We start from the raw sequence: 16745 nt of genomic DNA on the forward strand, positions 1-16745 counted from the left end.
CGCGCGGCCATGAGGTCCCTTCCAGACGCATTTGAAAATTGGTTCCGCCAAAAGGGCTGGCAGGTTCACGATCATCAATTGCAGATGCTAAAGCGATCCCAGGACTCGGCGCTTTTGTTGATTGCGCCGACCGGTGGCGGAAAAACCCTAGCGGGGTTTCTCCCCACATTGGTGGACTTGGCTGAGAACCCGCACGACGGGCTGCACACGCTCTATGTCTCTCCGCTTAAGGCTTTGGCAGCAGACATCAAACGCAACCTGCGCACGCCGGTCGACGAACTGGGGCTGGACATACGGATTGAGGACCGCACCGGAGACACGTCGAATTTTCGCAAAAAACGCCAACGCGCCGACCCGCCGCATATTCTGCTGACGACGCCCGAAAGCCTTGTGCTGATGACCAGCTATGAGGATGCGGCGCGCACGTTTCGCGGCCTCAAACGCGTGGTCGTCGATGAAATCCACGCCTTGGCGGAAAGCAAGCGCGGTGATCAGCTGATGTTGGCCCTGGCCCGGTTGCAAAGCCTCTGTCCTGATCTGAAACGCGTCGGCTTGTCGGCTACTGTGGACCGCCCAGAAGACATCGCTGCGCTGCTGGCGCGCCATCCAGACCCTTGTGACATTCTGCAGGCAGACCCCGGCCCGGCGCCGGATATTGCCATGTTGGAAACCGAAGAGGCCCCGCCGTGGTCTGGCGGCGGCGCGGCCTATGCGATCCCGGCGGTTCTGGAAACCATCAATCAGCACCGCACCACTTTGATCTTTCATAACACCCGCGCGCAGGCCGAGATTTTCTTTCACAAGCTTTGGTTGGCCAATGATGAAGGGCTCCCTATTGGTATTCACCACGGCAGCCTTGATCGGGAACAGCGCCAAAAGGTCGAAGCGGCCATGGTGCGCGGTGACCTGCGCGCGATTGTCTGCACAGGCAGTCTTGATCTGGGCATCGATTGGGGGGATGTGGATCTGGTGGTGCAGATCGGCGCGCCCAAGAACGTCAAACGTTTGGTGCAGCGGATAGGCCGCGCCAACCACCGCTACAATGCGCCGTCGAAGGCGCTGCTTGTGCCCGCGAACCGTTTTGAGGTGATCGAATGCCAAGCCGCGCTGGATGCGGTGTTGGAGCGAGACCTTGATGGCGACCCGTGCGGCGAGGGGCCATTGGACGTGCTCTGCCAACATATCTTGCTGCGGGCTGCCTCTGGTCCGTTTCTAGCCGATGAACTTTATGCCGAGATGTCTTCCGTTGGCGCGTTCGCTGATCTGACCCGCGCGACTTTTGAGGCCTGCCTCGATTTCTGCGCCACCGGTGGCTATGCGCTGCGCGCCTATGATCAATGGCAGCGCCTTCAGCAGCGTCCCGATGGCGCGTGGCAGCTTCGTGACCCACGCACGGCCGCCAAAATCCGCATGAACGCAGGCACCATACAGGACGCCGACCTCCTGAAAGTGCGCATGAAACGTAGCCGCGGCGGCAAGCCCTTGGGCGAGGTCGAAGAGGCTTTCGCAGCTTCCCTTTTGCCCGGTGACACCTTTCTGATTGGCGGGCAAATCGTGAAATACGAAGGTCTGCGCGAGATGACGGTTGAGGTCAGCAAGGACTCTCGCAAAAAGCCCAGGGTGGCGGTCTTTGGTGGCACAAAATTTTCAACGTCAACGCAACTTTCGCACCGTATCCTGCGCTTGCTACAACAGCCGGAATGGCCGGACCTGCCACAACACACTGTCGATTGGCTGACCTTGCAGCGTCAGGTCTCGCGCCTGCCAGAACCCGGGCGGCTCCTAATTGAGACTTTTCCGCATGACGGGCGGCAGCACCTTTGTGTTTACGGCTTTGCGGGGCGCAACGCCCAGCAAACGCTTGGGTTGCTCCTGACCAAACGCATGGAAGACCTTGGGCTTGCGCCGCTTGGGTTTGTCTCAACCGACTACGCGACCTTGATCTGGGGGCTTGATCCGGTCACCGACGCCGCGCCGCTTTTGGATCGCAACGCGCTGCGGTCGGGGTTGGACGGCTGGCTTGCGGGCAACGCCCTGATGAAACGCACGTTTCGGGGTGTCGCGACTATTGCCGGGCTGATTGAGCGCAATATCAAAGGGCAACGCAAATCCGGGCGTCAGGCGACGTTTTCCAGCGACATCCTGTACGACACATTGCTGAAATATGACCCGGATCATCTGCTGATGAAAATCACGCGCACGCAGGCTATGCGCGGTCTGGTCGATTTCGAACGCATCGACGAGATGTTGGACCGCGTCGGCCCTCGCATTGATTTGCTGGCATTGGATCGGGTGACACCCTTTGCCGCGCCGCTTTTGCTGGAGGTCGGCAAGGTCTATGTCGGCGGCAGCGCCGAAGAGCGTTTGCTGGCCGAAGAAGAAGCTGCTTTGATGGCGGCGGCGGGGCTGACTGACCCCTTGCCTCAGACCACGAATAAGGCCACCAAGAGCGCATGAAATCCGTGGAATTCACACTGGCCGGTGCACAGCTGACGGCGCTTGGGTCTGGCGCGCTTTGGTGGCGCGCGCAAGACCTGTTGTGCGTCTCTGACCTCCACTTAGGAAAATCAGAGCGCATTTTGCGTCGAGGCGGCACTGCCCTGCCCCCCTATGATACGCGCGACACGCTGATCCGCTTGGAACAGGACCTGCGGCTCACCAATGCAAAAACGGTTGTTTGCCTTGGCGACAGCTTTGACGACCTTGCGGTTCTGGACGCCCTGCCCGACAGCGAAAGCGATTGGATCAATCGGTTGCAGGCCGGGCGGCGTTGGGTCTGGATCGAAGGCAACCACGATCCCGGCCCGGTTGACCTGCCGGGCAGCCACCTTGCGGAACTACCATTGCCGCCCCTGACATTTCGGCACATCGCCGAACCCGGACAAAGCGGCGAGATTTCGGGGCACTATCACCCAAAGGTGCTACTCCAGACGCGGCTGCGCGGGATATCCCGCCCGGCCTTTCTGTTTGATTCAGATCGGGTGATCATGCCCGCCTATGGCACCTATACCGGCGGCTTGCGCAGTTCGGATGAGGTGCTGCAAAGCCTCTTGCGCCCAGAGGCGCGGGCCATAGTCACCGGCCAGACACCGCGCATGGTTGCGCTTCCGCGTCCGAAACGGGGCTAAGGTTCATGTCTTCGAGTGTGGATCGGTAGTTGCGGCTGACTGGCACATGGTCGCCGTTCTTTAGGACAACAAAGGCCTTGGACCCTTCTGTCCGCAGCCCCTGCATCGCGGCGCAGGCAACCCAATGAGAGCGATGCACCATTGCGCCCGCCACGTCGTCCATTTCGGCCACCGCGTCCCGCATCCGCATGCGCAGCACATGTTCACCTGTATCGGCCATAACGTGCACAAAGTGGTCATTGGCAGAAAGGCGCAGAACCTCATGATGGTGCCCATCTGGCAGACGGCTGATCAAACGTGGGACCATGGGTTGCTCTGCTGGCGAAGGCACCTGCGGCGCTTGTTCCTCAATCTCAGACTGAACGCTTGATGAGATTGCTTCAGACAGCATGGCCCGGGCAGCGATCACCGCGAAAAAGACAAAACCGACCCAGACAAGCAGGTTGGCAAAGGTCACGGCTTCGGGACGTTCTGGATGGAACAAGCGCGCTAATAGGTAGACATCCGTGGCAATCAGAACGGTCCCGACGATGCCGAATATAAACTTACCCTGCAGGTCATGACGGTCGCCTATGACGATGCGGCACAACGCTTGCGCGACGTAACCTAGGATAATCGATGTGGTTGTGATCGTTGTCCAATAAAAGAAACGTTCCGCCAATGACATTGTTGCGAAGGTTCCAAAGGGACCTGCCAAAGTGCTCCCTGCGGTTGCGATGCACCAAATCGTCAGGGTCAGCTTGGAAAACAGCGTCTTGAAAGTGTCTTTAACAGTTTCCGTCATGTGCCTTGTCGTTCGGTCCTTTCGCATATGGCATCTCATACTCAATTAGGTCTCAATTTGCTATGTCTTATACAACATTGATTTCTACGCGTTTTGGCGGTCCGCGTCGCGGGCCGAGGCCTGAAAAGAAACAAAAAAACGCCGGTGAGGTTCACCGGCGCTTTTAAAAGCAATCTGGGCTGTTGTTTAGGCCGTCAGACCTTCGGGCTCTGCCAAACCATTTGCGCGGCAGCAGGCCGTCACTGTGTTTGCCAGCAGGCAGGCGATGGTCATTGGGCCGACGCCGCCTGGAACCGGGGTGATTGCGCCCGCGCGTTCGGCACAGGACGCGAAGTCAACATCGCCAACCAGTTTGTTCTTGCCGTCGCGTTCGATGCGGTTGATGCCCACGTCGATCACGGTCGCGCCTTCTTTGATCCAGTCGCCCGGCACCATTTCAGGGCGGCCAACAGCGGCGACAACGATATCAGCGCGGCGCACAACCTCTGGCAGGTCCTTGGTGCGGGAATGCGCGATGGTCACGGTGCAGCTGTCACCCAGCAGCAACTGCGCCATGGGCTTGCCCACGATATTGGAACGGCCAATGACAACCGCGTCCATGCCCGAAAGGGAACCGTGGTAGTCGCGCAGCATCATCAAACAGCCCAGCGGCGTGCAAGGCACCATGGATTTCTGACCTGTGCCCAGAAGACCCACGTTGGAAATGTGGAAACCGTCGACGTCCTTTTCAGGCGCGATGGAGTTGATGATCAGGTCTTCGTTCAAATGGCCCGGCAAGGGCAATTGCACCAAAATACCATGCACGTTTGGATCGTTGTTCAACTGATCCACAACCGCCAGCAGGTCCGCCTCGGATGTGGCGGCGTCCAGCTTGTGTTCATAGCTGTTCATGCCCACTTCAACGGTCTGCTTACCCTTGGAGCGCACATAAACCTGAGACGCCGGGTCCTCGCCCACCAGAACGACCGCCAGACCAGGGGTGATGCCGTGTTCTTCTTTCAAGCGCGCCACATGGCCCGCGACCTTTTCGCGAACGGTTGCCGCAAAGGCCTTACCGTCGATGATGTTTGCCGCCATTTTCGTCTCCTGCGATTCTTTTGGGGTCAGCGTCATTTGCGCGCCAGACCAACCTCTTCTCGGTCAATCGACCAATCAATCAACTGTCGCCAAAGCCGTTCGATCAGGTCCGGGTCAAGCCCCGTCGCCTCCGCGGCTTGGCGTGCATTGTGGACCACCTCTTCGACGCGCTCAGGAATGCGGGCTGGCCAGCCATTTCCCTGCTTCAATTCGGTCGCCCGATCTATGAACGCTGCCCTTAAAGTCAAAAGGTCCACAAGCTGCCTGTCCAATGTATCGATCCCTTCGCGGACCTCTGCCATTGTGCTGCATTCTTGTGGGTTTTTTGCGACGCTCATCTTGATCTCCTGCGGCCCGAAAGCTCTCGGACCGCAGTAGCTTTTCTGGTGGCTTAGAACAAGCCTTCGATCTGACCTTCTGCGTTCAGACGGATCGATTCCGACGCAGGAACACGTGGCAGACCTGGCATGGTCATGATCTCACCGCAGACAACCACGATGAAGCCTGCACCGGCGGAAAGGCGGACTTCACGCACTGGAACAGAGTGGCCAGTCGGCGCACCGCGCAGGTTTGGATCGGTGGAGAAGCTGTATTGGGTTTTCGCCATACAGACTGGCAGGTTGCCGTAGCCAGCTTCTTCCCATTCTTTCAGCTGATTGCGGATCTTCTTGTCGGCCAGAACCTCGTCGGCGCGGTAGATGCGCTTGGCGATGGTTTCGACTTTCTCAAAGAGCGGCATATCGTCTGGATAGATCGGCGCGAAAGATGCCGCGCCGGAATCCGCCAGTTCCACAACTTTTTCCGCCAGAGGTGCAGAACCTTCAGAGCCCAGCTCCCAGTGGCGGGACAGAATGGCTTCGACACCGTGTGTTGCACAGTAGTCTTTAACAGCTTGTACTTCTGCATCTGTGTCTGTCACGAAGTGGTTGATCGCAACCACAACAGGCACGCCGAAGGACTTCACGTTTTCGATGTGGCGACCAAGGTTCGCGCAACCGTTTTTCACGGCATCAACGTTTTCTGCACCCAAGTCAGCTTTGGCAATGCCACCGTTCATCTTCATCGCGCGTACAGTCGCAACCAGAACAACCGCGGATGGTGCGATGCCTGCTTTGCGGCATTTGATGTTCATGAACTTCTCGGCACCAAGGTCAGCACCAAAGCCCGCTTCGGTCACAACGTAGTCTGCCACTTTCAACGCAGTCTTTGTCGCGATGACAGAGTTACAGCCGTGCGCGATGTTCGCGAATGGGCCGCCGTGTACGAAGGCTGGGTTGTTTTCCAGAGTTTGCACCAAGTTTGGCTGCATCGCGTCTTTCAGCAGAACGGTCATAGCGCCTTCGGCTTTGATGTCGCGGCAGTAAACCGGGGTTTTGTCGCGGCGGTAGGCAACGATGATGTCGCCCAGACGCTTTTCAAGGTCTTGCAAATCGTTTGCCAGGCAAAGGATCGCCATAACTTCGGACGCCACAGTGATGTCAAAGCCGGTTTCGCGTGGGAAGCCGTTGGATACGCCGCCAAGGGAGGCTGTGATCTGACGCAAGGCGCGGTCGTTCATGTCGACCACACGACGCCATGCAACGCGGCGGATGTCGATTTCCTGCTCGTTGCCCCAGTAGATGTGGTTGTCGATCATCGCAGACAGAAGTGAGTGCGCAGAGGTGATCGCGTGGAAGTCACCTGTGAAGTGCAGGTTCATCTCTTCCATTGGCACAACCTGTGCCATGCCGCCCCCGGCTGCGCCGCCCTTCATGCCGAAGTTCGGGCCGAGGGACGCTTCGCGAATACAGATCATCGCGTTTTTGCCGATGCGGTTCAAACCGTCACCCAGACCAACAGTGGTGGTGGTCTTACCTTCACCCGCAGGCGTTGGGTTGATCGCGGTCACGAGGATCAGCTTGCCATCTTCTTTGTCTTTAACAGAGTTGATGAAGTCTTGGCTGACCTTCGCCTTGTCGTGGCCGTAGGGCAGCAGGTCATCATTTGAGATGCCGATCTTTGCGCCGATCTCTTGGATCGGCAGCTTGTTTGCCTCGCGGGCAATTTCAATGTCAGATTTATAGGCCATAACCGCATTACTCCTTCGGTGCGCCGAAACTTAGCCAAGGATTACCCTGCGATTCCACCCGACCTAGTCGCAAATCCGACATTTCGCGCTGAACTTGCGTCTCCGATAATCTCCGATGACGCGCATTGGAAACTTCTGGAAAGCCAATGAGCGCTGGAAAATCCTTAAATGAGAAAACCCCGGCGCAGGATGTCGCCGGGGTCTTGGAAGTGTCGCTTTTTACGCATCAGGAGGTTGGTTCAGGTTCCATCCCACCATCAGATTTTCCGCGAGGCTTGGTTTTTGGGATCGCGGTCAAAGACGGTTTGTCCTCTTTTTCCGGCGCACCGTCGTCATCGTCACCCGCCTGCGGAGGTTCGCCACGCATAACGCGTTTGATCTCTTCTCCGGTGAGGGTTTCATATTCCAACAGCCCCTGCGCAAGGCGTTCCCATTCGTCCTTGTGATCCGTCAAAATCTGCACCGCACGTTCGTATCCAGTTTGGATGAAGCGCTTCACTTCTTCTTCGATCAGGACTTTGGTGTCCGCTGAAACCGAGAACCCACCGGTGTTGCCCTGATATCCCTCGTGGGCCTCGGCGTAGTCGATATTGCCGACTTTGTCCGACATGCCCCAACGCATCACCATCGCGCGCGCCAATTGGCTGGCTTGTTGGATGTCACCGGCTGGGCCGTTTGACACGTGGTCTTCGCCATATTTAAGGATTTCCGCAGCTTTGCCAGCCATGGTCATCGCGAGCTTTTGTTCGCACTCATCACGGTGCCAGTTCAGACGGTCCATTTCAGGCAGCGAAACAACCATACCCAAGGCACCACCGCGTGGAATGATTGTGGCCTTATAGACCGGATCACATTCTGGCAGCTTCAAGCCAACCACAGCGTGGCCCGCCTCGTGGTAAGCCGTCTTTTCCTTCTGGTCCTGCGTCAGCACCATAGAGCGACGTTCGGCCCCCATCATCACCTTGTCTTTGGCGGATTCAAAATCCTCCATCGTGACAAACCGGCGTCCCACGCGGGCGGCCATCAGCGCGGCCTCGTTCACAAGGTTCGCAAGGTCAGCACCAGAGAAGCCCGGCGTGCCGCGCGCGATAATGCGCAGGTCAACATCTGGCCCCAACGGTGTCTTGCGTGCGTGCACGGCGAGGATTTTCTCGCGGCCTTTGATGTCAGGGTTGCCAACCGTCACATTGCGATCAAAGCGGCCCGGACGCAGCAGCGCTGGGTCGAGCACGTCTTTACGGTTGGTGGCCGCAAGGATGATCACACCTTCGTTGGCTTCAAAGCCGTCCATCTCAACCAGCAATTGGTTCAGCGTTTGCTCACGTTCGTCGTTGCCACCGCCGTAGCCTGCACCACGGTGACGACCGACGGCGTCGATTTCATCGATAAAGACGATACAAGGCGCGTTCTTTTTGGCTTGTTCGAACATGTCGCGGACACGGGACGCACCCACACCAACAAACATTTCAACAAAGTCAGAACCAGAAATTGTGAAGAACGGCACACCTGCTTCGCCCGCAATGGCACGCGCCAGCAAGGTTTTACCAGTCCCCGGAGGGCCCACCAGCAGCGCACCCTTCGGGATTTTGCCGCCGAGGCGAGAGAACTTCTGCGGGTTGCGCAGGAATTCGACAATCTCTTCCAGCTCTTCCTTGGCTTCATCGATGCCGGCCACGTCATCAAAAGTCACGCGGCCATGCTTTTCGGTCAGCATCTTGGCTTTGGATTTGCCAAAGCCCATCGCGCCGCCTTTGCCGCCGCCCTGCATGCGGTTCATAAAGTAGATCCACACACCGATCAGCAGCAGGAAGGGCAGAAGGGACAGGATAAAGGCCTGTAGGCCAGACTGTTCCTGTGATTTCGCCTGAACGTTCACGTCGTTTGCCAACAGAAGGTCAGTCACACGCGCATCCTCAGGGGCGATGGTGACATAGTCATTGCCATCTGATCCACGATAGATCACCTGCTCTCCGTCCAAGGTCACATTGGTGACGGTGCCATCTTCGACGGCAGTTACGAAGTCAGAATATGGAATATCGCGGTTCTGTAGTGCGCTGTTGTTGCCGCTGAACAGATTGAACAGAGCCAAAATCAGCACAATGAGCACAACCCAAAATGCTATATTGCGTGCGTTGCCCAAGGCAAGTCTCCTCAAAGTCAATTGCAGCCGGTCCTAGCACAGCTGTCATCTGTGATAAATAGACATCAATCCGGCAGGTTCAATGCGATAATGGCCACCAGTCAAAAGCAGTCCATGAAATCTGGCGATTTCAGTTTGACCTGCCAATGTTCTGAACGGTCTGCAAGCGGCGCGGCGATCAATGTGTCGCCTTTCCAAACGCTGGGCGTCGCCATCAAGGACTTGCGCGGCAAATCCGATTCCCGCCAGTTCTCCAGCCCGGCAAGGCTTGGCTCACCCAAAGCGCGCACCTGCATGCCCATCTCCCACGGGCCTTGCAGAACCCAGCGATCCCAGCCGGGGGAATGTTCGACCAGATCCCGCACGGCATTATATTCGCGTGTTAAGCGGATGCGCGTTTTTGTGACGGTCACAAGGCAACCGCCCAACGCATAGTTTCGCGTCGCTTCGATCGCCTGATCAAGTTCCTGCAAGGACGACCGGCGCGGGGCGTACTCCGCTTGCGACACCCAATTGATGGCCGCCACCAACAAGCGTCTGCGTAGCTCATGCGGGGCCTCTAGATATATGTCCCGAGAGATCAGCAAGTCACCGTGGAACTGGATGGCGCCGCGTTCTGCAAGGGCTGTTGTGTCCCGCTCCAGCACATCGCGCGCATCGCGCAGATTGCGTGCTACGCGGGCAAGGCTTTGCGGCGTGATGCCCAGACCTTCGAGGTGCTCTAGCGTGCGACGCGCACGCACGCGCTGGAACATCTCGTTTTCATTACTGGGGTCTTCGCGCCAGTTGCGACGGTGTCGGGTCAGGAAGGCGCGCAGGTCTTCGCGTGACACAGTCAGTAAGGGGCGCAGAAACAACAGGCCGTCGCGGGAAAAGCGGCTGTCCATTTCGGCCAACCCATCGACACCCGCTTCACGACCCAGTCGGATCAGGAAATTTTCGGCAACGTCATCTTGGGTATGGCCCAACAGAACCGCATGCAATTTACGCCGCTTGGCCCATTCCAGCAACAAGCCATAGCGCGCACGGCGGGCATTGTCTTGCAGGTTGCCCTCGCCTTTCCAGCCGCGCCAGCGGGCGGTCGCGTGACGAATGTTTTGGCCCGCGCAGGCTTTTTGAACGAACTCCGCCTCACTCGCAGAACCGCTGCGTAGCCCGTGGTCAACAGTAATGGCCTCTACCGTGTAGCGTTCGCCAAGCGCTGCCGCGAGATAAAGCAGCGCCATGGAATCACCGCCGCCGGAAACAGCCACGCCAATCCGAGTGGCACCGGCGCGTTTTACTTCGGTCTTGAGAATCGTAAGCAGGTCATTGTCTGACCGTTCTAGCTGCATCCCAGGCTCTGCATTTGGCTCTGCGCCTCAAAGGCAAATTCATGCCCCGGATGGCGGAGGCCAACTTCGTTCAGGGTCACGCAGGCCTCGTTGGTTTGCCCCAGCAGGCCCAATGCGCGGCCCAAACGGTAAAGCGCTTCGGGCGCGACGGCGTCCTGCGGATAGCCTGAATAGCTTTCCAGATAGGCCCGCGCGGCGTCGGGTTGATTGCCAAGCCCCTCCAGCGCTTCCCCACGGCGCAACAGCGCCTCGGCTTCAAGCGGGCTGCCGGGATAGGACAGCGTGAAGGACGCGAATTGATCCGCTGCTGCTTGGAAATCCTGCGCTTCAAGCGCCGCAATCGCACGCTGGAAATCGGCCTCTTCGCCCACGGCGAGTTCACTGCCGGGTGTCTCTGGAGTTGGGTTCACCGGTGCAGGCAGTTCGCCAAAGTCGCCGCCCAAGGTGGTGGTCTTGCCCAACTGGCTGACGTCGCCGCCTTCCAGTTCGACCAGACGAAACTCAAGATCGCCGATCCGGTTGGTGCCATCGCGCACGATCTCTTCGATGCGGAATTCCAGTTGCTCGGTTTTGCCGGTCAACCTTTGCACTTCACTTTCGATGGCATCCAGCCGTTCTAGGACGGACCCGCCCGACACGCCCACCTGCGGTGTGCCTGTCGTCGACAGTTCCCGTCTGAGGCGCTGCACCTCGACATAAAGCACCGAAAGCTGCTGGCGGATGTCCGCCAGCGTTTCATTGGACTGCGCGGCCACCGCAATCGGCGAGAGGCTGCCCATCAAAGCAACAACAAGTGCTATTGCCCGCATATTAAGGCTCCTTAGCTCAGTAGGCCTGCAGAAATCACCGTCACCGCGCGGCGGTTCTGGGTATAGCAGGCTTCGGCGGAACAGATCTCAATCGGGCGTTCTTTGCCATATGTGATGGTTTTCAAACGATTGCTGGCGATGCCTTGGCTGACAAGGAATTCCTTGACCGCATTGGCGCGGCGCGCACCAAGGGCAAGGTTATATTCACGGGTGCCCTGCTCATCGGCGTGTCCTTCGATCACAGCCATGTAGTCCGAATTTGTGATCAGCCAGTTGGCCTGTGCGGTCAAAACGGCGCGGCCTTGATCTGTCAGCGTGGACTGATCCACGGCAAAGAGCACGCGGTCACCAATGGTCTGCTGGAAATAGGCCGGGCTGCGCGGGTCGCTTGCGCTGCCGGGCTGGAAGTCTCCCGCCGCTGCGCCAGAGCCACCACCGCCAAACAGGCCGCCACCCGCCGCATTGGGATTGGTGCAGGCGCTGACGGCCAAAAAGGCCAGAAGAAGGGCAGATTTTCCTAGATGTTTTTTCACGATAATGCTCCCGACGATGTCGCCTCTAATATGTTCTTTGTGTTGGTCTTAACATAGGTGACGACGGATTGATATTCACTGTTGCAGCGGTGACCAGCTGGGGTCCGACCCCCCGCCCTGCGTGCGCACAGGCTTGAGGTTGCGGCCGGAAACATCGACCGAATAAAGCGATGCCGCCCCATTGGCCCCCTGCGTTTCCCGCGTGAACATGATCACACGGCCATTGGGGGCCCATGTTGGGCCTTCATCAAGGAAACTGGCGGTCAGCAGGCGCTCCTCAGAGCCATCGGTGCGCATGACACCAATGTGGAAACGCCCTTTGTTCTGCTTGGTAAAGGCAATCAGGTCGCCGCGCGGGCTCCAGACCGGGGTGCCATAGCGCCCTTGGCCAAAGCTGATGCGCTGCGCCTCGCCTCCGGTCGCTGACATCACGTACAGCTGCTGCGTGCCCGACCGGTCGCTTTCAAACACAATCTTTGTGCCATCCGGGCTGAAACTTGGCGCTGTCTCAATCGACGGGGCAGAGGTTAACCGAGTGCGGGTGCCAGTGGCGATTTCCATGCGGTAGATATCGGTATTGCCGCCATCGGTGATCGAATAGACCACAGACCGGCCATCTGGCGAAAAGCGTGGTGCGAAGCTCATGTCGCCAGACTGCGCTTCAAGAACACGGCGCGTCACCGAGCCGATGTCCAAGATGAACACACGCGGGAAGCCCGTTTCATACGACGTATAAAGCACCCGGTCGCCCGAGGGTGAAAACCGCGGTGCCAGCACGATGCTGTTACTGTCTGTCAGGAACTTCAGGTTCGCGCCGTCATAATCCATAATCGCCAGACGTTTCTTGCGGTCATCTTTGGGGCCGGTTTCCGACACATAGACCACGCGGCTGTCAAAATAACCGCTTTCGCCGGTGATGCGGCTATAGACGGCATCGGCCACCTTATGCGCCATCCGCCGCCAGCCTTCCTGCGTGCCACGGAAGCGCAGCCCATTGCCCAACTCCTGCCCGGCAAAGACGTCATAGACGCGGAACTTCACCGCGATATTGCCCGACGCATCGACGCTGACAGCCCCCGAGATCAGCGCCTGCGCGTTGATGGCTTTCCAGTCGGCGAATTGCACGGGGGACTCAAAGTTCGTAATCGAGCTGATAAAAGCGTCTTTGGAAATCTCACGAAACAGGCCGGTGCCTGAAAGATCTGCCGCCACAACCCGCGCGATATCACGCGCAAGCTGACCAGCGCCGGCGCTTTCTGCAACAAAGTCCGGTACTGCATAGGGCAAGGGTTCGATCACGCCATCGGTGATTTCAATCCGCAAGGGGCCGCTTTGGGCCACCGCCAATGTCGGAGCCAAAGACAGGCTGGTCAGCACCAGCGTTAGGGCCAGGACTAGGTTTTTCATCTGCGCCTCATTTTTTCTGGATTAAACGTGATTTCCACGTTTCGCCAATGATCATATTTCTCTATCGGCAACTTATAGCCACCTTCTTGGCAACGCAAAATCGCGCGTCGCGCCGCCTCATAAGCTGCGCGGGCTGCATTTTCATCGCCGCCACTCGCCCCGAGCTGCTTCAGAGAGCCGCCTACCACCCTTCCGTCACGATCAAGTGACATGCCAACGGTCACGATGACATTCGCGGCTTGGCTGCCGACATCCACGGTCCAGCATTCCTGCACGGAAATACGCAGCGCGTCCTTTTCGCCCTGCGTCATGGGCGGGCCTGACGGAGCTGCAGGCGTCTCGGCTTGTGCCTCTGCCAGTGCATCGGCAATGCTGTCGCTGCTGGCTGTACGGGGTACTTCGGCTGTCGGCTGTGTTGGAGACGGTCGCTCTGTCGGTGTCGGACGGTTCGGGCGCGCTTTGGGGCGCACGGAGCTTGTGACTGCACCGGTTTTCGGCTCGGTCGGAATTTCGGGCGCCGCCTCCTGCCGTGCAGTTTCTTCGCGCGTTTCAACCACTTCGGTTTCGGTCTCGGCTTCTGCGGTTGGGGCCTGATCCACGTCAGCAATCCGCACATCCGGCTGCGGTGTCGGAACGGCCTCTGGCGCGACGCGTGTTACAGGGGCTGCGTTTGGACGGACAGAGGTTTCCGGCGCGGCCTCAGGCGGCGCGGGTGGTGTGATCTCTGGCACGGTTTCGGCGACATCAACCGGCGGCGTGATTGGCGCGGGCGTTTCAGGGTCGGCCTCAGTGTCAGGTGTTTCGGCGACCTCGGGCGCGTTTTGCTCTGGAGTCGGATCAGAATCGATCACGATGGCAGGCGGCGCATCAGAAATTTCGGGGGCAACAGGCACTTCGACCTCATTGGCCGCACTTGGAGGTCGCTCCGAGGTGAATAGCGCGTCGAACTGTTCGCTGGTGATAATGTCAACGCCAGTCACCACCGGCGGCTCTGGTTCAGAGCTGAACACGCCACCAAACAACGCGTAGCCAATGAGCAGCGCATGTGCCCCACCCGAGATATAATGACCAATGTTCAAGCGACTGTCCAAACGACCTGACCTCAGCCGTCGCCGCCATCAAGCGTCGGTCCGCCAATATCCGTGACCAGCCCAATGTCGGAAAACCCGCCCGCATTCAGCGCGCCCATGATCTGCACCACCGTTTCATAGGGGATGCTGCCATCCGCCCTCAAATAGACCCGGTCCGAGGATCGCTCCACCGCAATCGCGCGCAGCTTAGGCACAAGATCGGCCACAGCGGTTTCTGTGGTTTGAATAAGTACAGCCCCCTCTGCCGTGATTGTCACCGTCAAAGGTTCTTCCTGTTCCCCCGGCAATGGATTGGCAGCGGTTTTGGGCAATTCGACCGGTACACCGACCGTCAGCAAGGGGGCTGCCACCATAAAGATGATCAGAAGCACCAACATCACGTCCACAAATGGCGTGACGTTGATTTCCGCCATCGGCTGGCTGCGCGTCCGGCGGCTGCGGCGCCCCCGGCCCTGTTTCTTGATGACACCCGCGCCCATCGATCAGCTGTCCAACTGGCGGCTTAGGATTGTGCCGAATTCATCTGCAAAGGCTTCGTAGCCTGCCAGAATGCGATCACTATCCGCGCTAAGCTTGTTGTAGAAAATCACTGCCGGGATGGCAGCCAAAAGGCCCAACCCCGTGGCCAAAAGCGCCTCGGCAATGCCCGGCGCAACCACGGCGAGGTTGGTGTTCTGCTGTTCTGCGATTTCGATAAAGGCATTCATAATGCCCCAAACGGTCCCGAAAAGACCGACAAAGGGCGCGGTGGAGCCGATGGTTGCCAGTACCGGCAGACCCTTCTGCAATTCCTCGGCTTCTTTGGCGACAGCAACATCCATCGAGCGATCAATCCGGCTGGTGGCATTGGCGATCAAGCCGCCGTCTTGGCGATGACTGCGCCGCCATTCCATCATGCCCGCCGCGAATATCCGTGCGGACCGGCCCGAAGGTTCGGCCCCGATCTCATCAAACAGACCATCCAGCGGCTCTCCAGACCAGAACGCCCGGTCAAACTGCGCCGCTTCGCGACGTGCCGCGCGGTAGGCGATGATTTTCTGAATAATGACCGACCATGACCAGAAGGACGCGATGACCAGCACCACCATCACAAGTTTCACGGTTAACGTGGCGCGCGCGAACAACGCCCACATCGAGAAATCGACTGCTGCTTCCATATGCCTGCTCGTATCTGACGGCCTTTCCCGGCCCCTTTTGTCAGAAAACTAGCGTGTTTCGAAACGGAAAGCCAATGAAACAGGGGCTTTCACGGAAAATTGCCTGCTTTAATGCAGCATTAAGCGAATATTCGCCGGAAGCCGCACCGGCTGACCTGTTTCATTGATGCAAACCAAGGTGACAATGGCCTGAAACAGAAGTTCGCTGTCGCGTTTGACGATCTGTTCCATCACCAAACGCGCACCCGTGACCGTCACAGGACGAGTCTCGACAATCAGTTCTTCGTCAAAATGCGCCGGAGCAAGGTAATCCGCCTCTACCCGACGCACGGCAAACACCAATCCGTCGCTTTCCTTCAATTCCGCCTGATTGATCCCCTTGCCACGCACCCAATCGCTGCGCGCTCGTTCGATGTATTTCAGGTAGTTCGCATAAAACACGATGCCCGCCATATCAGTGTCTTCGTAATAGACGCGGATTGGAAAGTTATGTTGCATCGTGGCCTGCCCTCTTTTTTTGGTCACAGACGGCTACGAAACCTGCGGTTAAAATTCAACAAACGCGCAGATTACCCCTGCAGACGTGCAAAGATGCGGTAGGCATGACTCGGATCAACCGCAGAGGGCGGCATCATGCGATCATAGGCCGCCGCGATAATGCCTGCCACATCCGGCCGCAGGATTGTTGCGCCCGTCTCGGGCAGTTTTGCCAAAGGTGAAGACGCTGCAAATGCACGATCTCCCCACATCAGGATCACTTGAACCGCCTGCCCAAGCGCCAATGTCTCGGCTGGCAGCTTCTGCAATTCGGATTCCATCTTGAGAAACACGAAGGCCGCGCGGATGGCGCCATCCTTTTCGAACCGGAACACGCGGTATTGATTGGCCCCGGCCGCATCCAGCTTCGCGACAAGATCACCCAACCCCGGGATCAAGCGATCCAAATCGGGCACCTCTAACAGCTCCGCCCAATCCCGAAAGAAAAAGAACATGAGGTTACTGCCCAGCTCCGGGTCTGTTTCCGCCATCTGATGCCCTGCCAAGGTCACAACAGCCTCAAGCGCGCCTTTGACCGTGGCAAGCGTCTCGTCCGCCACGCCAAACACAATCGGCGCGATGGGCCGCCCCCAACGTGCGAAGACATAACGACCATCCGCGCGCGTAAAAAACTCTTGAATGGCTTCAGGTGTTGTGACGCTCATATTGAACCCGAGTGC

At 58.3% G+C, this 16745-nt stretch carries 16 protein-coding genes; 2 read left to right on the forward strand and 14 right to left on the reverse strand.

Annotation, left to right across the window (positions count from 1 at the left end):
- The first annotated feature begins 9 nt into the window (after positions 1-9).
- Positions 10-2457 carry a ligase-associated DNA damage response DEXH box helicase gene (locus tag BUA39_RS03855; RefSeq protein WP_072791137.1) on the forward strand — a complete coding sequence of 816 codons (2448 nt, stop codon included), beginning with the start codon at positions 10-12 and terminating at the stop codon, positions 2455-2457.
- Complete coding sequence (gene pdeM / locus BUA39_RS03860) at positions 2454-3128, forward strand: ligase-associated DNA damage response endonuclease PdeM (RefSeq protein WP_072791139.1); 675 nt, start codon at positions 2454-2456, stop codon at positions 3126-3128. The genes BUA39_RS03855 and pdeM overlap by 4 nt, the downstream gene beginning before the upstream one ends.
- On the opposite strand, the gene BUA39_RS03865 is transcribed toward pdeM, so the two are convergent.
- The 14 genes from BUA39_RS03865 to BUA39_RS03930 all read right to left on the reverse strand — a co-directional run bounded on the left by BUA39_RS03865 (position 3076) and on the right by BUA39_RS03930 (position 16730).
- Positions 3076-3912, reverse strand: coding sequence for a LytTR family DNA-binding domain-containing protein (locus BUA39_RS03865; RefSeq protein WP_072791143.1), 837 nt, complete (start codon positions 3910-3912; stop codon positions 3076-3078). The genes pdeM and BUA39_RS03865 overlap by 53 nt on opposite strands.
- Positions 3913-4098: 186 nt before the next feature.
- Positions 4099-4989: a bifunctional methylenetetrahydrofolate dehydrogenase/methenyltetrahydrofolate cyclohydrolase FolD gene (gene folD, locus BUA39_RS03870; protein ID WP_072791723.1), complete on the reverse strand. Its 891-nt coding sequence runs from the start codon at positions 4987-4989 to the stop codon at positions 4099-4101.
- Positions 4990-5021: 32 nt separating this feature from the next.
- Complete coding sequence (locus BUA39_RS03875; protein WP_072791146.1) at positions 5022-5327, reverse strand: chorismate mutase; 306 nt, start codon at positions 5325-5327, stop codon at positions 5022-5024.
- A 53-nt stretch (positions 5328-5380) separates the two neighbouring features.
- A complete protein-coding gene (locus BUA39_RS03880; protein ID WP_072791149.1) occupies positions 5381-7057 on the reverse strand; it encodes a formate--tetrahydrofolate ligase in 1677 nt (558 codons plus the stop codon).
- 226 nt (positions 7058-7283) lie between these two features.
- A complete protein-coding gene (gene ftsH / locus BUA39_RS03885; protein WP_072791152.1) occupies positions 7284-9197 on the reverse strand; it encodes an ATP-dependent zinc metalloprotease FtsH in 1914 nt (637 codons plus the stop codon).
- Between the two features lie 101 nt (positions 9198-9298).
- The gene (tilS, locus tag BUA39_RS03890; RefSeq protein ID WP_084604696.1) at positions 9299-10531 is read right to left on the reverse strand and encodes a tRNA lysidine(34) synthetase TilS; all 1233 of its coding nucleotides are present in this window, start codon (positions 10529-10531) and stop codon (positions 9299-9301) included.
- Positions 10522-11340 carry a tol-pal system protein YbgF gene (gene ybgF / locus BUA39_RS03895; RefSeq protein ID WP_072791154.1) on the reverse strand — a complete coding sequence of 273 codons (819 nt, stop codon included), beginning with the start codon at positions 11338-11340 and terminating at the stop codon, positions 10522-10524. The genes tilS and ybgF overlap by 10 nt, the downstream gene beginning before the upstream one ends.
- Positions 11341-11351: 11 nt before the next feature.
- Positions 11352-11873, reverse strand: coding sequence for a peptidoglycan-associated lipoprotein Pal (gene pal, locus BUA39_RS03900; RefSeq protein ID WP_072791157.1), 522 nt, complete (start codon positions 11871-11873; stop codon positions 11352-11354).
- Positions 11874-11948: 75 nt separating this feature from the next.
- Complete coding sequence (gene tolB, locus BUA39_RS03905; RefSeq protein WP_072791160.1) at positions 11949-13280, reverse strand: Tol-Pal system beta propeller repeat protein TolB; 1332 nt, start codon at positions 13278-13280, stop codon at positions 11949-11951.
- Positions 13277-14359 (reverse strand): hypothetical protein, encoded by a 1083-nt coding sequence (locus BUA39_RS03910; RefSeq protein WP_072791163.1) that lies wholly within the window; start codon positions 14357-14359, stop codon positions 13277-13279. Before BUA39_RS03910 ends, tolB begins: the two co-directional genes overlap by 4 nt.
- A 23-nt stretch (positions 14360-14382) precedes the next feature.
- Positions 14383-14850: a protein TolR gene (gene tolR, locus BUA39_RS03915; protein ID WP_072791166.1), complete on the reverse strand. Its 468-nt coding sequence runs from the start codon at positions 14848-14850 to the stop codon at positions 14383-14385.
- A 3-nt stretch (positions 14851-14853) separates the two neighbouring features.
- Positions 14854-15528: a protein TolQ gene (gene tolQ / locus BUA39_RS03920; RefSeq protein ID WP_072791167.1), complete on the reverse strand. Its 675-nt coding sequence runs from the start codon at positions 15526-15528 to the stop codon at positions 14854-14856.
- Between the two features lie 108 nt (positions 15529-15636).
- Positions 15637-16026 (reverse strand): tol-pal system-associated acyl-CoA thioesterase, encoded by a 390-nt coding sequence (gene ybgC, locus BUA39_RS03925; RefSeq protein WP_072791170.1) that lies wholly within the window; start codon positions 16024-16026, stop codon positions 15637-15639.
- Positions 16027-16097: 71 nt separating this feature from the next.
- Positions 16098-16730, reverse strand: a complete 633-nt coding sequence (locus BUA39_RS03930; protein ID WP_072791172.1) for a hypothetical protein — start codon at positions 16728-16730, stop codon at positions 16098-16100.
- Between the last annotated feature and the right edge of the window lie 15 nt (positions 16731-16745).

The organism is Cognatishimia maritima (assembly GCF_900129685.1).
Classification (GTDB): domain Bacteria; phylum Pseudomonadota; class Alphaproteobacteria; order Rhodobacterales; family Rhodobacteraceae; genus Cognatishimia; species Cognatishimia maritima.

Bases quoted from the DNA above. Each gene is read 5' to 3' on its own strand.
- BUA39_RS03855 (WP_072791137.1), top strand. From the start codon at position 10: ATGAGGTCCCTTCCAGACGCATTTGAAAATTGGTTCCGCCAAAAGGGC.
- pdeM (WP_072791139.1), top strand. From the start codon at position 2,454: ATGAAATCCGTGGAATTCACACTGGCCGGTGCACAGCTGACGGCGCTT.
- BUA39_RS03865 (WP_072791143.1), bottom strand. From the start codon at position 3,912: ATGACGGAAACTGTTAAAGACACTTTCAAGACGCTGTTTTCCAAGCTG.
- folD (WP_072791723.1), bottom strand. From the start codon at position 4,989: ATGGCGGCAAACATCATCGACGGTAAGGCCTTTGCGGCAACCGTTCGC.
- BUA39_RS03875 (WP_072791146.1), bottom strand. From the start codon at position 5,327: ATGAGCGTCGCAAAAAACCCACAAGAATGCAGCACAATGGCAGAGGTC.
- BUA39_RS03880 (WP_072791149.1), bottom strand. From the start codon at position 7,057: ATGGCCTATAAATCTGACATTGAAATTGCCCGCGAGGCAAACAAGCTG.
- tilS (WP_084604696.1), bottom strand. From the start codon at position 10,531: ATGCAGCTAGAACGGTCAGACAATGACCTGCTTACGATTCTCAAGACC.
- ybgF (WP_072791154.1), bottom strand. From the start codon at position 11,340: ATGCGGGCAATAGCACTTGTTGTTGCTTTGATGGGCAGCCTCTCGCCG.
- tolB (WP_072791160.1), bottom strand. From the start codon at position 13,280: ATGAAAAACCTAGTCCTGGCCCTAACGCTGGTGCTGACCAGCCTGTCT.
- tolR (WP_072791166.1), bottom strand. From the start codon at position 14,850: ATGGGCGCGGGTGTCATCAAGAAACAGGGCCGGGGGCGCCGCAGCCGC.
- tolQ (WP_072791167.1), bottom strand. From the start codon at position 15,528: ATGGAAGCAGCAGTCGATTTCTCGATGTGGGCGTTGTTCGCGCGCGCC.
- ybgC (WP_072791170.1), bottom strand. From the start codon at position 16,026: ATGCAACATAACTTTCCAATCCGCGTCTATTACGAAGACACTGATATG.
- BUA39_RS03930 (WP_072791172.1), bottom strand. From the start codon at position 16,730: ATGAGCGTCACAACACCTGAAGCCATTCAAGAGTTTTTTACGCGCGCG.